This is a genomic window from Hymenobacter sp. 5317J-9 (assembly GCF_022921075.1).
Classification (GTDB): Bacteria; Bacteroidota; Bacteroidia; order Cytophagales; family Hymenobacteraceae; genus Hymenobacter.
Window position 1 is genome coordinate 1626056 of the sequence record NZ_CP095050.1, and the last position, 15201, is coordinate 1641256.

The window sequence follows — 15201 nt, forward strand, 5'->3', positions numbered from 1 at the left end:
AGCCCCGTGACGTGTAGGAGCACGCCCGAGACGTGTAGGAGCGGGCCCGTGGCGTGTAGGAGCACGCTCGTGATGCGTATGAGCAAGCCCGTGACGTGTAAGAGGAGATGCTGGACGTGTATGAGCACGCTCGTGATACGTATGAGGAGACGCGAGACGTGTAGGAGCAAGCCCGTGATGCGTATGAGCGGCCTTTGGGCACGTATGAGCCCCTACTTCCAGTCGCCGCCGCCATCGGCGGGTTTGTCGCTGTCGGGCTTGATGAGCTTGAACTCCACGCGGCGGTTCACCTTGGCGTCGGCCTCGGTCAACTCGTCTTTCAGGGGCTTGCTGGAGCCGTAGCCGAAGCTTTCAATGCGGTTGGGCTTGAGCTTGCCCTTGCGCTCGATGTACTTGCGAATTTCCTCGGCGCGGTCCTGCGAGAGCTTTTCGTTCACCTCGGGGTCGCCGCTGCTGTCGGTGTGGCCCGCAATGCTGAGCCGGAACGTGGGATGGTCGACCAGAAACAGCGCAATGCGGTCGAGGGTGGGCTGCATGGCCGGCAGGATGGAAGCCTTGCCCTGCTCAAACTCGATGTTTTTGAAAATGAGCGGCAGCCGGTAGTCGATGCTGTTGGTGAGCAGCGTCATCACCGTGTCGCCTTTCAGCGCAAACTGCTTCTCCACCGAGAAAAAGTCCGGGCTCTGAATCAGCATGGCGTAGTGCGAGCCCTCAATCAGTTCGAAGTCGAACGTGCCGTCGGGCCGGATGAACTTACTGGCCACCTCAATGCCGTTGTCGGTGTCGATGATGCTCACGATGCCTTTCAGCGGCTTGCTGCTCACCGAGTCGATGAGCGTGCCCTCCACGCGGGTGGTGGCCAGCGGCTGGGCTTCCATGGGCAGCGGAAAGGAATACAGGTCCAGATTGTTGATTTCCGTGACCTCGGAGCGGGCGTAGTAGAGGTTTTTGCTTTCGCGGTCGATGGTGAAGTAGTACTCCGACCCCTTGCCGTTCACGAGCGGGCCAATGTTGCGCGGCTCCTGCCAGCGGCCCTGCACGCGGTAGGTTTTGTAGATGTCGAAGTCGCCAAAATTGAGCAGTTGTCCGCGCGAGCTGAAGTACAGCACGTGGTAGAGCGGGTGGTAGAAGGGGCTCACCTCGCTCTCGCGGGTGTTCACCACGGGGCCCATGTTTTCGGCCGGGCTCCACTGCCCGTTTTTGAGCTTATGCGTGAAATAGATGTCTGACAGGCCGAAGCCGCCCAGCCGGTCGGAGGCGAAATAGAGCGTGTCTTCACCCTGCGAGAGCGTGGGCTGCGAGTCCCAGGCCGGCGAGTTCACCAGCGCGCCCAGGCTTTTGGGCGTGCCCCATTTGCCGTCTTTGCCCAGGGTGGCGGTGTAGAGGTCGCAGTTGCCGCGGCAGGTAGAGCATTCGCAGCGCGCGAAGAAAATGGTCTTGCCGTCCTTGCTCAGGCAGGCCGAGCCTTCGTTGTTGGGCGAGTTGATGGGCTTGGGCAGGGGCTCGGCGTCGGTCCAGCTTACGCCTTCGCGGCGCGAGGTGTATAGGTCCTCATCCACCACGCCCGTGATGCCGCGGCGCTTGCGCTTGCTGCTGAACAGAAACAGGGAGTCGTTGCCGCCCAGCGCCGGCCCGTAGTCAGGCGCCTTGCTGTTGATGGCGTCGCCCATGCTCGTGTACACGCCTTTGGGCGGGTGGAAGGTGTTGAGGTTTTTGCGGTACTCCACCAGGTCGTAGTACGTTTTGAGGGGCACGTACAGGTCCTGGTTTTTCTGTTCCAGCGAGTCGTAGTAGAGCTGCACCTTCGAGATGTCGGTGCGGTGGTGCTTGAGGGCGAGACGGTAGTAGGCCTTGGCCTTCACCGTTTGGCTGTCGCGCTCCAGCAGCTGGCCCAGGCGCCAGAGCATGTCGGTGTTCTTGGCAAAGTTGACGGGGCCGAAGCGGGCCACGTAGTCTTCGAGCAGCAGGCGGGCCTGGTGGTACTGGCGGCGCTTTTCGGCCTTGGCAATGGCGCGCAGGGCTTTTTTGTCCTCGTAGAACGGGTAGCGGTTCACGTACACGAAGTCAGGGGTGCCGTCGGGGCGCAGGTGGAGCTTGCGGCTCACGCGGCTGCTGAGGCCGCGCACGCGGTAGGTGCCCGGCGCAATGGCCGGGGCGGCTTTGGCCGGCGCTTTTTTGGGGGCCGCCGAGGCGCCGCCGCTGGTGGTATCGGCCGAGGGCGACGCCGCGGCGGGAATGCGCTTGACCGGTCGGCGCTGGGCCCGGGCCTGAAACGCGCCCAGCAGGCCCAGCAGCAACAGGAGTTGAATTGCCCCTCGACGCAATAAAAACGGCATTGGTAGAGTAATAAAAATAATTATCGGCGCAAGTTGCCACCAAATTAGCGATTTATGCGCCGCGGGTGAGCGGTTACTCCCCACCGCGTGCGCCGCTTTGGCGCACCGCGGCCCCTGGCACGGCCCTTGACGTCCTAAAGCGTCGGGAAGCCGTACCTTGTACTTCCCGCTTCACCCCGCCACGGGCTGCCAATGTGGCACCCGTCGCCGTTGTTTCTGGCTTACTCCTCGTTCATGCGCCTGGCATCTGTTCAACCCTCTGCTGCGGTCCCCCTGCGGGCCCTCGGCGACCCCAATTCCCAACCCGAAGCCATCGCCATCATGGCCGCCGACCCTGACCACCTTCTGCGCGGCGACGACGCGCCCCCCACGCTTTCCCTGCTGCCCGTGCGCAACACCGTGCTGTTTCCCGGCGTGGTGCTGCCCGTGACCGTGACGCGCAAAAAAAGCGTGAAGCTGGTGCGCAAAGCCTACGCCGCCGACAAGCTCGTGGGCGTGGTGGCCCAGCTCAACCCCGACGCCGACGAGCCCACCACCGAGGAGTTGCACCCCGTTGGCACCCTGGCCCGCATCCTGAAGCTGCTGGAGCAGCCCGACGGCCAGATTACCATCATCCTACAAGGCCAGGTGCGCTTCACCATCGAGGAGCAGCTGAGCTTTACGCCGCTGGTGGCGCGGGTGAGCTACTTCGCCGAGGTGGCTCTCAACCCCGATATCCCGGCCGAGTTTGGCCTGATGCAGGCCCTGCGTGAGGCCGCGACCAAGGTGCTGGAACTCACGCCCGAGATTCCGATGGAAGCCCGGGCCATGCTCGATGGCATTCAGTCGCCGGCTTTCCTCACGCACTTCCTGTCCAGCAACGTGCAGCTCGACCTGCCCGCCAAGCAGAAACTGCTGGAGTTGGCCGACCCCGAGGCTCAGGCTCGCCAATTGCTCGAAGCCCTGCTCAGCCAGGCCGAGCTGCTTGAAATCAAGCAGGACATTCGTTCCAAAACTCACACCGGCATCGATGCCCAGCAGCGCGAGTATTTCCTGCGCCAGCAGCTCAAAACCCTGCAGGATGAGCTGGGCCAGGACGGCCCCGACGAGGACGTGCAGCGCCTGCGCGCCCGCGCCGAAACCAAGAAATGGCCTGAGAACGTGGCGCTCCATTTTAAGAAGGAGATGGAGAAGCTGGCCCGCACCAACCCCATGGCGCCCGACTATTCGGTGAGCGTGAACTACGTGGAGTTTCTGCTCGATTTGCCCTGGGGTGAGTACACCAAGGACAAATTCAACCTCAAGCAAACCAAGAAAATCCTTGACGCCGACCATTTCGGACTCGAAAAGGTGAAGGAGCGCATTCTGGAATACCTGGCGGTGCTAAAGCTGAAGCAGGATTTGAAGGCGCCGATTTTGTGTTTGTACGGACCTCCTGGCGTGGGCAAAACCTCCCTGGGCCGCAGCATTGCCACGGCCCTGGGCCGCAAGTACGTGCGCATGAGCCTGGGCGGCGTGCGCGACGAAGCCGAGATTCGCGGGCACCGCAAAACCTACGTGGGCGCCATGCCCGGCCGCATCATCTCGCAGATTAAGAAGGCCGGCGCTTCAAACCCGGTCATCATTCTCGATGAGATTGACAAGGTGAGCAGCGACTTCCGCGGCGACCCCAGCTCGGCCCTGCTCGAAGTGCTGGACCCGGAACAAAACGCCACTTTCACCGACAACTACCTGGAGGTGGAATATGACCTGAGCAAGGTCTTGTTCATTGCCACGGCCAACTCGCTTGACACCATTCAGCCGGCCCTGCGCGACCGCATGGAAATCATCGACCTCACCGGCTACACCCAGGAGGAAAAGGTGCAGATTGCCCGAAAGCACCTCTGGCCCAAGCAGCTAAAGGAGCACGGCCTGGGCGAGAATGAAGTGAAAATCACGGACGCCTCGCTGCACCGCGTGGCCGACGACTACACCCGCGAAAGCGGCGTGCGCGGCCTGGAGCGCAAGCTGGCCGCCGTGACGCGCAACCTGGCCCGCCGCAAGGCGGGCAAAGAGCCCGTGCCGGCCGTGATGGAGCCCGCCGAAATCCGCAAAATTCTCGGTGCCGCCATCTTCGACCGCGACCAGTACCAGGACAACGACACCGCCGGCGTGGTGACGGGCCTGGCCTGGACCAGCGTAGGCGGCGACATTCTCTTCGTGGAAAGCCTGCTGAGCCGCGGCCGGGGCAAGCTGACGCTCTCGGGCCAGCTCGGCGACGTAATGAAGGAATCGGCCATTACGGCACTCAGCTACCTACGCTCGCGGGCCGACGAAATCGGCATCGACTACCGCTTGTTTGAGCAGTACGACCTGCACATTCACTTCCCCGAAGGCGCCGTGCCCAAAGATGGCCCCAGCGCGGGCATTGCCATTTTCACCAGCATTGCTTCGGCCTACACCCAGCGCCGGGTGCGCGCCAAGCTGGCCATGACCGGCGAAATCACCCTGCGCGGCAAGGTGCTGCCCGTGGGCGGCATCAAGGAGAAGCTGCTGGCCGCCCGCCGCGCCGGCATGAAGGACATCATCCTCTGCCCCAAAAACCGCAAGGACATTGAGGAAATCCAGGAAGACTACCTCAAAGGCCTCACCATTCACTACGCCGACCGCGTGGACGATGTGCTGCGCGTGGCCCTGCTCGACGAGCTGGTGCCGCACCCGCAGCTGCTGCCCGTGCGCGACGAGCCCGTGCCCGTCGTAGGGCCCAGCGTGGAAGTGCAGTAGGGTATAATGGGGGTAAACAGACCGTCCTGCTGAGTACAGTCGAAGCCGCGCTACTACGCTCAGCAGGACGGTCCGCTGTTGGTTCGGATACTTTCTAACAATCTCCGGCGTTAGCGCTGCGACGGGTTTTCCTCCCGTCGTACCTTAGTTATATGAAGCAATTTTCCGCGTATCGGCTGGCCGGTTTGGGTTTGTTAATGGGAGGATTGGGCCTGCGCCCAGCCGCGGCGCAGCAGCTGGGTGGGCGCACGGTTTTTCCGTTTCTGGACCTGCCCGTGGGCGCGCAGCAGGCGGCTTTGGGCGGCATGAGCCCCTCGTCCCGCAACGACGACCCGACCATGCTGTTTGCCAACCCGGCCCTGCTGAACGCCGAAATGGACGGCCGACTGGCGCTGAGCTACGTGGCCTACGTGGCCGACATCAAGCAAAGCACGGCCGCCTACGTGTTCAATACGGAGAAGTATGGCCGCTTCGGCGTGGGCGTCACCTACCTCAACTACGGCAACTTCGAGAGCTACGACTTGGCCGGCAACAGCCTGGGCACGGTGGGCGTGAACGAGTACACGGTGGGCGTGTCGGACTCGTACACCAAGGGCAAGTTCACCTTTGGGGCTACCACCAAGCTGGCCGTGAGCAGCATTGCCGGCAACCGCTCGCTGGCCGGCGTGGCCGATGCCGGCGTGGTCTACAAGCACCCCACGGCGGACTTCACGGCCGGCTTGGTGGTGAAAAATGCTGGCTTCCAGTTCTCACCCTATCCTGGCACCGAGCGCGGCCCACTACCGCTCGACGTGCAGATTGGCGCCTCGGTGAAGCCCGAGCACATGCCCGTGCGCATATCCCTAACGGCCCACCACTTGCAGCAGTGGGACATTCAGTACCTCGACCCCAACGCCCGCGGCACTCTCGACGCCAGTGGGCAGGAAAAGAAGCCCACCAAAAGCTTCGGCGACAACCTGGCCCGGCACTTCACGGCGGCTGCGGCGCTCGTGCTCAGCAAAAACCTGCAATTCCGGGTGGGATACAACCACTTGCAGCGCCGCGAGCTGCGCCTCGATAACACCAGCGGCAGCGCCGGCCTCAGCTTCGGCGCCATGCTCAAAATCAGCAGCTTTCAAATTGATTACACCCACGCCACGCTGCAGGCGGCGGGCTCCAGCGAGTACTTCACCCTTTCCCGCAACTTGGATTCTTTGTTTAAGAAGAAGGAGTAGCCACTTACCTCCAGAACGTCATGCAGAGCGCAGCGAAGCATCTTGCCCGCAGTAAGTAAATCCTTTCGATTGGTTTACCTACTGCGGGCAAGATGCTTCGCTGCGCTCTGCATGACGTTCTTTTATTGCCCTGTTCCCGTACATTACCCATATGCTCAACGACACCTTTCTGACCCCGGCCCAAATCGTGGCCGAGCTTGATAAATACATCATCGGCCAGCACGACGCCAAGCGCCACGTGGCCATTGCGCTGCGCAACCGCTGGCGCCGCCTGCACGCTCCGGCCGCCATGCAGGCCGAAATCGTGCCCAACAACATCCTCATGATTGGGGCCACCGGCGTGGGCAAAACCGAAATTGCCCGCCGCCTGGCCCACCTCGCCGATGCGCCTTTCGTGAAAGTGGAAGCCAGCAAGTTTACCGAAGTGGGCTATGTGGGCCGCGACGTGGAAAGCATGGTGCGCGACCTAGCCGAGCAAAGCGTAAACCGCGTGAAAGCCCGCCGCCAAGAAGCCGTGAAAGCGCAGGCCGCCGACGCGGTGGAGGAAATCATCCTCGACGCCCTCATTCCGGCCATTCCGCAGCCCGCCGGTGCCAAAACCGGTCTCGGCTTTGGCAGTGGGGGCGGGGACGGTGTGCCTACCTCCGACGCGGAGCTGAACGAGCGCACCCGTGAGCGGTTCCGTCAGAAAATCAAGAACGGTGAGCTGGAAGACCGCAAGATTGAAATTCAGGTGGCGCAGTCGGGCCCCAGCGTGGGCATCATGGGCGCGCCTCCCGGCATGGACGAGGGCACGCTCTCGGGCCTGCAGGACATGCTGGGCAACATGCTGCCCAAGAAAACCCGCAAGCGCAAAGTGACCGTGGCCGAAGCCCGCAAGCTCCTCCTCGACGAGGAGGCCGCCAAGCTCATCGACATGGACGAGGTGAAGGACGAAGCCATCCGCCAAGCCGAAAACGCCGGCATCATCTTCATCGATGAAATTGACAAGGTGGCCACCAGCGGCGGCAGCGGCAAGGGCGGCCCCGACGTGAGCCGCCAGGGTGTGCAGCGCGACCTGCTGCCCATCGTGGAAGGCTCGGCCGTGAGCACCAAGTACGGCATCGTCAACACCGACCACATCCTGTTCATTGCCGCCGGCGCCTTCCACGTCTCCAAACCCAGCGACCTCATCCCCGAGCTGCAGGGCCGCTTCCCCATCCGCGTCGAACTGCAAAGCCTCACCAAGGATGATTTCTTCCGCATCCTGAAAGACCCCAAAAATGCCCTCACCAAGCAGTACGAAGCCCTGCTCCAGGCCGAGGACGTGGTGCTGACTTTCGATGATGCCGCGTTGGAGCGCCTGGCCGAAATTGCCTCGGAAGTAAACGCTGAGGTCGAGAACATCGGCGCCCGCCGCCTACACACCGTCATGAGCCGCCTGCTCAACGACATCCTTTACGACGTGCCGGACAAAATCGGCGCCCACGCCCACGTGCAAATCACGGCTGCCTTGGTAGATGAGCGCCTGAGCGACATGGTGAAAAACCGGGATTTGAGTCAGTATATTCTTTAGTAGTGGCTACTAGATAAATCAATAAAAAAGCCCCAGCCAAATTGGCTGGGGCTTTTTTGTGCCTTGGTCAGAAGGGTTAGTACCCGGGGTTCTGCACGAGGTTGGGATTTTGCTGGATATCAACGTTGGGAATTGGGAAAATGGCTTTTTGCTCGCCGTAGTTGATGCGGCTCGAGTTGCGCTTGTAGCGCATCAAGTCGTAATAACGGTGGCCTTCAAATGCCAGCTCCAAACGGCGCTCAAACAGAATGGCATCAATCAGTGCTTGCTTGTTGGCAAAAGACGCTGCCGTGTAGTTGGGGTAAGCCGGAATCGTTGGCAGCGACCGGCGACGTACCGTGTTCAACAGCGTGATGGCTTCAGCGCTGATGCCGGCATCGGTTTGAGCGAGGCCTTCGGCACGGTTCAACAGCACTTCAGAGTAACGAGCAATCGGCACATTGTCAGCCGAACCGTTGTTGTACTTCAGCGTGAAGATGTTGGTTGTAGCAGAAGCCGGGAACGTCGATGGGTCAAGTAGCAGCGTGCGACGACGGTCTTTGCTGCGGAACTGCGTGCTGTCGATACGCGCATAGGGCGTAACGCTGATGTCGGCCCGACGCAGGCGACCGTAGTGCTGGCCAATGGCGTTGTTGGTGTTCGGGTTGTCGCTGAGGTTCATGGCCACCGAGAAAATCGACTCGGGGTTGCTGAAGGTAGCGGCAGTGAATGGCACCGCGGGAGTGGCTGACAGCGAATGGCGGGCGCCGGTAATTACCGTGTTAGCCATGGTCGCAGCTTCTGCATACTGGCCCTTGTACAAATACACGCGCGAGAGCAAGGTGCGGGCAGCGTCTTTGGTCGCACGCGCGGTGCGGTCGTAAGCAGTTCCGTACGTTTCGGGCAGTGCAATGATGGCGTCGTTCAGGTCTTGCTCGATTTGGGTGTATACCTGACGAACGGTTGCGCGGGACAAGTTTTGACTGGCATCAAAAGCAGTGCTTGCGTCCGGTGCCGTCAACTGCAGGGGCACGCCGGCGTGCGAGGCATCCGCGGTGAAATTGTAGGGCTGAGCAAACAGATTCACCAGGTGAAAATACACGAGGGCCCGGATGAACTTAGCCTCTCCAATGTATTGGGCTTCCAGCGCAGGAGTGGTTTTGCCTGGGTTTTTGGCAATTTGCTGCAGGAAGTAGTTTACAGCGTACAGCGAGTTGTAACCACCGGTCCAAGCGTTCGTTGCAATACCATCGTTGGCCTGCTGGTTGAACGTAGACACGTTGCCGAAGAACCCGGCGGGGTTGGTGTCATCGCTGCGAATGTCGCTGTAGATAAGGGCACGGCCGCCCAAAAACTCAGCGTTTTGCAAGCCATTGTACATACCAATGGCCGATTTGGAGATGCGGTCGGCATTGGCGAACGCATCTTCCTGGGTCAGGGCTGTGGGCGGGTCTTGGGTAAGAACGTCGCAGCCAGTGCCCGAGGCAAGCAGCATGGCGCAGAAAGCGGCCAGCCGCAATTTAGAATTATGATTCATGTAAAGAGAAGGAAAAGCCACGATTAAATGCCAACGTTAATGCCGAAGGTGAAGCTGCGGGTCGGGGGCACCGAACGACCGTCAACACCATAAGCAATGTTGTTGCCGATGTTGGTGTTCACTTCGGGGTCCAAACCTTTGTACTTGGTGAAGTTGTACAGATTTTGTGCCAGCACGTACACGCGCAGGTTGTTCACCCCGTAACGTTTGATGAAAGCGTCGGGCAGGTTGTAGCCCAGGCTAGCCTGGCGAATGCGCAGGAAGTCACCGTTTTCGAGCCAACGGGTCGACGCCTGAGTCGACACCACATCGCGCAACACAAGCTTCTGGATGTCCGTCTGCTGGCCAGGAGTCGTCCAACGGTCTTTAATCTCGGTGATGTTGTTCTGCAAGCTGTTGCTCAGCAGAGCAGCACGGTAACCGTTGTAAATCTGGTTGCCACCGCTGTATTGCAGGAAGATGCCAAGTTCCAGCCCTTTGAAGGAGAAAGTGTTGTCAAAGCCACCGAAGAAGGTGGGGTAACCGGTCTTGTTGGTGTACTTGTAGTCGGCCACCGTGATGGGTGTGGTCACATCGCCCGATGCCGTGAGCCAGCGGCCCTGGGTTGTGGAAGCATTGGTCGTGTAAGCGGCATCATACTGCTTGATGTTGCCGTCTTTGTCCAGGAACTGTGCGTTGCCATTAGCGGGGTTTACACCGGCCCACACGGGTAGGAAATAAATGCCGACGCTGCTGCCGATGCTGGCGCGCTGGTTGCCTGCGGTGATGTCGTTCGGGGTGGCCAACTCCGTAATCCGGTTCTTGATGATGCTGCCGTTCAGGTTTGAGGTCCACGTAAAGCCGTTTTGCAGGCGCACGTTCACCGTGTTGAGAGTCAATTCAACACCGCGGTTGTACATGCTGCCCACGTTGCGGTTTACACCCGAACCGGGAATGCCCGTGGTGCGCAACGTTGGTGCGAACAGCAATATACCGCTCACGTCGTTGTTAAAGAAGTCGAACGTCACGTTGATGCGGTTGTTTACCAGTGCTGCATCAAAGCCAATGTCAAGCTTCTTCGACGTTTCCCATGCAACTGAGGGGTTGCCCACCTGAGAGATGCTGAAGCCGTTGAGGTCGGCGTATTGGCCGCCACCCACGAGCGTGCGCGAAGCGTACGACCCAATGCCGGCAGAGTTACCTACTTTGCCGTAGCTGGCGCGCAGTTTCAAATCGTTGATGGCCGTGATGCCCTTCATGAAATTCTCCTGCGAAATGCGCCATCCTACCGAGCCGCCGGGGAAGTAGCCGCGCTGGTTGTTCGCTCCAAAAATGGAGGAGGCATCAGCCCGGAATGAGAACGAGGCGTAGTATTTGTTGTCGAAGCTGTAGTTGGCGCGGGCGAAGTACGACTGGAAACCGTTATTGAAAGCGGAGCCACCAGTACCGGTCTGGTTGGTATACAGGCCGTCGAGCAGCGATTGAAACTTCGTGTCGGCGAAGTCGGCACCGGAACTGTACACGAGTTGAGTGCGCGTCTCCTGATATTCAACACCAGCAGTCAGGCCAATCGTGTGCTTCTCGTTGAATACACGGTCGTAGTTCGCATAGTTCTGCCAGTTGTACTGGGTGCGGGTGGTGTTATACAGCTGCACCAGGCCCTGTCCAAGCTGACGCCCCAAGCTGCCCAGAATGGGGCTGCTGTACTGGTCTTCAAAGTTGGTGGAGTAGTCGATGCCGTATTTAGTAGTCAACTGCAAGCCTTTCAGGGGTTCTACCGTGAGGTAGCCGTTGCCCAAGGTGCGTTGCACCGTGTTGTCGTTGCGGTTTTCGCGCAGCGTACCAATGATGTGGAAGTAAGCGTTGGGAGCGTACGTGCTGGGAACGACGTTATTGCCGTTGCCCAGGTTACCCAAGGTGTTCAGGTAATAGCTGCCATCGGGGTTGTAGGCGGGAATGTTCGGCGGAGCCGTGTAGCCCGATACCGTGGCACCGGCCAGAGCGTTTTCGCCGTTGATACCTTGGTTATAGGTCTTGGCGTAGTTCAGGCTAACGCCGCTCTTGAGCCATTTCTTGGGAGTCAGGTCAATGTTGAGGCGTCCCGACCCACGGCGCAGCCGGTTGTTCAGGATGATGCCTTTCTGGTCGTTCCAGTCACCCGAGCCATAGTAGGAAGCAAATTCGTTGCCGCCCGACAGGGCTACCTGGTAGTTCTGCTGCGTGCCACGCTGGAAAACTTCTTTAATCCAGTCCGTCTCATCCGGAACACCGTCGCCGTTCACATCGATGGGAGCGGCAATGGCCGCCGGGATGCTGGTGTTGCCCACGTTACCGGGGGCGCCTACGCTGCCTGCACGGGCATTGGCTGCCTTTTCGTTCGAAATGGCAATAAAGTCACTGCCATTGAGCACCTTGGGGGTGCGTACGGCATCCTGGAAGCCATAGAACGAGTTGAAGGACAGACGATTGGTGCCTGATTTCCCGCGTTTGGTCGTGATAACAACTACGCCGTTGGCGCCGCGCGAACCATAAATGGCGGCAGCAGAAGCGTCTTTCAGCACATCGACCGAGGCGATGTCGTTAGGGTTGATGTCGGCCAAGGGGTTGTAACGCGTGCTGAGCGAGTTGGCTTGAGCACTGTTGTTCAGCGGCACACCGTCGAGGATAAACAGCGGCTGCGAGCTGTTGGAAATGGAGTTGGCGCCGCGAATGCGAATCACGGCTTGGTCACCGAGGGTGCCGCTGGTCGTGTTCACGTTCACACCGGCCATGCGGCCCTGCAAGGCTTGGTCGGCGCTCACTACCGGCTGCAACAAGAGCTTCTCTTCCGTGACTTTGGCCACCGAGCCCGTGATGTCTTTCACATCCTGCGAGCCGCCATAGCCCGTCACCACAACTTCGGTCAGTTGTTTGGTGTCGGTAGCCAGTGCTACCTGAAAGTCGGAGTTAGTGCCAATGGCCCGCTCCTGGGTCGTCATGCCCACGGAACTGAATACGAGCGTGCCGCCAGATTCCGGCACCGAAAGGCTAAAAGCACCGTCAGCGTTGGTGGAAACGCCATTGGTGGTGCCTTTCAGCAACACCGTCACACCCGGCAAACCGTCGCCGGTCTTTTGGTCAGTTACTCGTCCGGAGATGGTGCGCGTTTGCGCCAACACCCCCTGTAAGAGAGTAAACATGAGCACGAGGCTCATGAGTAAGGTTTTTTTCATGGACAAAAGGTTAAAAAATGGTAATGGTAATGGTGAGTTTACACTGTCAAAAATAAGACAATTCAGGCATGCAAGAGCAAAAAGAACATCAATTCTTCATGAAAACTTGTGATTTCCGTAAATTATTTAGGAATAGCTGGCAGCATAGGCAAGCTAGCCTCAATTTTTCTGCTTTGGATTAAAGGAATATTAAAAAGAAGCCCGGTACTAAGCAGATGCAGTACCGGGCTTTTTTGCACACGGGGGAGCCGACAATTTTCCTAGATGCGGAACTCTGCTACGGCTGCGTAGGGAGCATTGATGAGCGTGCCAGTGGGTGCGCCCACGGAGCCCGTGGTGGTAGAAAGCGGAGTGAGAATGATGCGACGGCCGTCCTTCATAACGTACTCGAAGGTGAAAACGACCGCCTCGCCGTTCAGCATGTTATTGCGGGCCCCCGGCGACGTGGCCAGAACAGGGGTAGGAGCGGGGTTGGCCGTGGTGGGCGAGTTCGGAAACAGGTCCTTGATGGCTTCCTGGCTATCGATGGTTACGGTGGCCGGGAAGGAGGTAAGGTCCATTACCTTGACCCGGGGGCCGAGGATGTTGTTACGGCGGAAGCTCTTGTACACTTCCACCGTTTGCAGCTCCGAGTAACCCTTGGACGGGTTCACCACAAACTCGAATACCGGACGCGGGGTGCCAGTAGTGGTCTGAGTGGTGACAGAGTTACGAGCCGACGGGTAGTCGAAGTACGATTTCTGCGGGTTGATTTCCGGAATAACCAGCGGAATGCTTTCGGTGGCGGGCTCGGGTATCCGGCTGGCCTCGCGGCAAGCCGGAAGGGCGGACACCGCCATAACCAGCAGTAGCAACTGAGTGAAATACTTTTTCATATAACGAAGCAGATGAAATCGATGAGAGGGCCGGGACCTAGCGCTCCCAGAAGATGGTGGAATTAACGTCCTTCTGCGTTTTGGGCGAATTGGGGTTCAGAATCAGGTCCGAGGTGGGGTAGTACAGGCGGTGCGGGAACACGCCGTTGCCCTGCGTGCCACCGTCGTCGGGCAGCAGGCCGCGGCTGGGGTCGGCCACTTGCTGCGATACCCGGATGCGGGGGTGCTTGGTGCGGCGGAAGTCCGTGTACACATCGACGCCGTAGCCGAAGCTGGCCACGTACTTCTCGTACATGATGACCTCCAGTTTCTCCTCGAGGGTCGTGGGGCGGTAAGGCGGGTTGGGAACGGCCGTCGTCGGGTCGTCGTGCGTTCTGTCGAAGCGGTCGAGCGGGCCGGAATTGGTAATCGGTTGGCTATTCGGCGCAACCCGGTTGATGTAGCCCGTGATTTGGGCAGCAGTCATTACGGGGCTGCCGTCGTTGGTGGCAACCGTATTCACTTTGCGGAACGAGGCATTGAGGGCTTCAACCAGCGCGGCGCGCGCGGCATTCACATCATTGAAAACCGTCAGCTGCAACTCCGCTTCCGTGAATTTACGGGCGTAGTAGGTGAGCATGCGCTGGGGTGCTTCGGCTTTGCCTTGGGCCGCCGTCGTGCCGGTTTTGCCGCCTTTGCCATCGTCATACTTCCCGCCAATCGGGTAGAGGCCCTGCACTGTCTGGAACGAAGCCGTGCTGGCCGAGCTGGTGTATTGACCGGTGGAGCCGGGGCGCACCGTCACAAAGGGGCCGTTGATGTAGTCCTGCTGCGTGACGGGCGGGCCGGCTAGTGCTACTTGATTGAAGAAGTAGTACGGCATGCGGGGGTCACTCTTGGCCAGCATGTCCTCGTAGAAGTAGCGCCCGATGCGGTTCTCCGGGTTGGTGCTGAAATCCGTGATGTAGCCGGGGTTGCGGTTGTCCGGGTTGGTGGTGTTGCGGTAAGCCAGTTCGAAGTCGTCGCCATCTCCCATCAGGTCGGCGCTCAGTAGCGGCGACACCTGGCTGATAACCGTAGCGTTGGAGTTGGTTTTACGAATCTGGTTGTACAGCTTCAGTTTCAGCGTGCGCCCGAAACGGGCCCATTTCGTGGGCGAGCCATTGTAAATTAGGTCAGACTTGGTCAGGCCTGGGTTGCTGGCCGATTTGTTGAGGTTGGCCAGGCCTTCGTCAATCAAGGCAAACAGGCTCTGCACCGAGCCGTCGCTCGAGCCATTGTAGATTTCCACGTCCTTATCGAAGCGGGGCGCGATGTTGTCCACGCCTTTCAGGGCTTGCGAGTAGGGCACGTCGCCCCACAGGTCCACCATCTGGCTGAACACGTAGGCCTTCTGCAGTTGGGCAATGCCCACATAGCCCCACTGCTGCTCTTTCGTGCCTTGCGAAATGATGAGTTCGTTGTTCACGAGCATGCTGCTGTACAGGTCCGACCAAGGAAAGCCGAACGAGCCGCCGGTTTGCTGGAAGTTGCCGATGCCGCGCGTGTTGTAGAGCTGCTGCATCAGGGCCATGGTGTACTGGCTCAGGCCCCCCACGTTATCGCCCAGGTCGCTGGCCATGCTCACCTGCGCCACGGGCAGCAAGGTGTTGAGCGAGGTTGCAGTGGGCGAAAGTGGGTTTTTGTTAACGTCGTAAAAGTCTTTGCAGCCCGAAGCTGCGGCCAGCACACCGGCCAGCACCAGGGTGGCGCCAATTTTTTGAATTTTCATATAGCGAAGTAGCCTACAGGCT

General features: G+C 59.6%; 8 protein-coding genes. 3 read left to right on the top strand and 5 right to left on the bottom strand.

All coding sequences use genetic code 11. The annotated features are described in order from the left end of the window. Window positions 1-212: 212 nt before the first annotated feature. Window positions 213-2336 carry an OmpA family protein gene (locus tag MUN81_RS06810; RefSeq protein ID WP_245116220.1) on the bottom strand — a complete coding sequence of 708 codons (2124 nt, stop codon included), beginning with the start codon at window positions 2334-2336 and terminating at the stop codon, window positions 213-215. Between the two features lie 321 nt (window positions 2337-2657). On the opposite strand from MUN81_RS06810, the gene lon reads away from it, so the two are divergent. The 3 genes from lon to hslU all read left to right on the top strand — a co-directional run bounded on the left by lon (window position 2658) and on the right by hslU (window position 7847). Next, window positions 2658-5078, top strand: coding sequence for an endopeptidase La (lon, locus tag MUN81_RS06815; RefSeq protein ID WP_245117368.1), 2421 nt, complete (start codon window positions 2658-2660; stop codon window positions 5076-5078). 152 nt (window positions 5079-5230) lie between these two features. Beyond that, the gene (porQ, locus tag MUN81_RS06820) at window positions 5231-6292 is read left to right on the top strand and encodes a type IX secretion system protein PorQ (RefSeq protein WP_245116222.1); all 1062 of its coding nucleotides are present in this window, start codon (window positions 5231-5233) and stop codon (window positions 6290-6292) included. A gap of 151 nt (window positions 6293-6443) precedes the next feature. Continuing rightward, window positions 6444-7847 carry an ATP-dependent protease ATPase subunit HslU gene (hslU, locus tag MUN81_RS06825; RefSeq protein ID WP_245116224.1) on the top strand — a complete coding sequence of 468 codons (1404 nt, stop codon included), beginning with the start codon at window positions 6444-6446 and terminating at the stop codon, window positions 7845-7847. A gap of 76 nt (window positions 7848-7923) precedes the next feature. On the opposite strand, the gene MUN81_RS06830 is transcribed toward hslU, so the two are convergent. The 4 genes from MUN81_RS06830 to MUN81_RS06845 all read right to left on the bottom strand — a co-directional run bounded on the left by MUN81_RS06830 (window position 7924) and on the right by MUN81_RS06845 (window position 15179). Continuing rightward, window positions 7924-9363 carry a RagB/SusD family nutrient uptake outer membrane protein gene (locus tag MUN81_RS06830; protein ID WP_245116226.1) on the bottom strand — a complete coding sequence of 480 codons (1440 nt, stop codon included), beginning with the start codon at window positions 9361-9363 and terminating at the stop codon, window positions 7924-7926. A gap of 23 nt (window positions 9364-9386) precedes the next feature. Beyond that, window positions 9387-12554 (bottom strand): TonB-dependent receptor, encoded by a 3168-nt coding sequence (locus MUN81_RS06835; RefSeq protein WP_245116228.1) that lies wholly within the window; start codon window positions 12552-12554, stop codon window positions 9387-9389. A 260-nt stretch (window positions 12555-12814) separates the two neighbouring features. Continuing rightward, entirely contained in the window at window positions 12815-13429 is a 615-nt protein-coding gene (locus MUN81_RS06840) for a hypothetical protein (RefSeq protein ID WP_245116230.1), read from the bottom strand. Window positions 13430-13466: 37 nt separating this feature from the next. Next, window positions 13467-15179 (bottom strand): SusD/RagB family nutrient-binding outer membrane lipoprotein, encoded by a 1713-nt coding sequence (locus MUN81_RS06845; protein WP_245116231.1) that lies wholly within the window; start codon window positions 15177-15179, stop codon window positions 13467-13469. Between the last annotated feature and the right edge of the window lie 22 nt (window positions 15180-15201).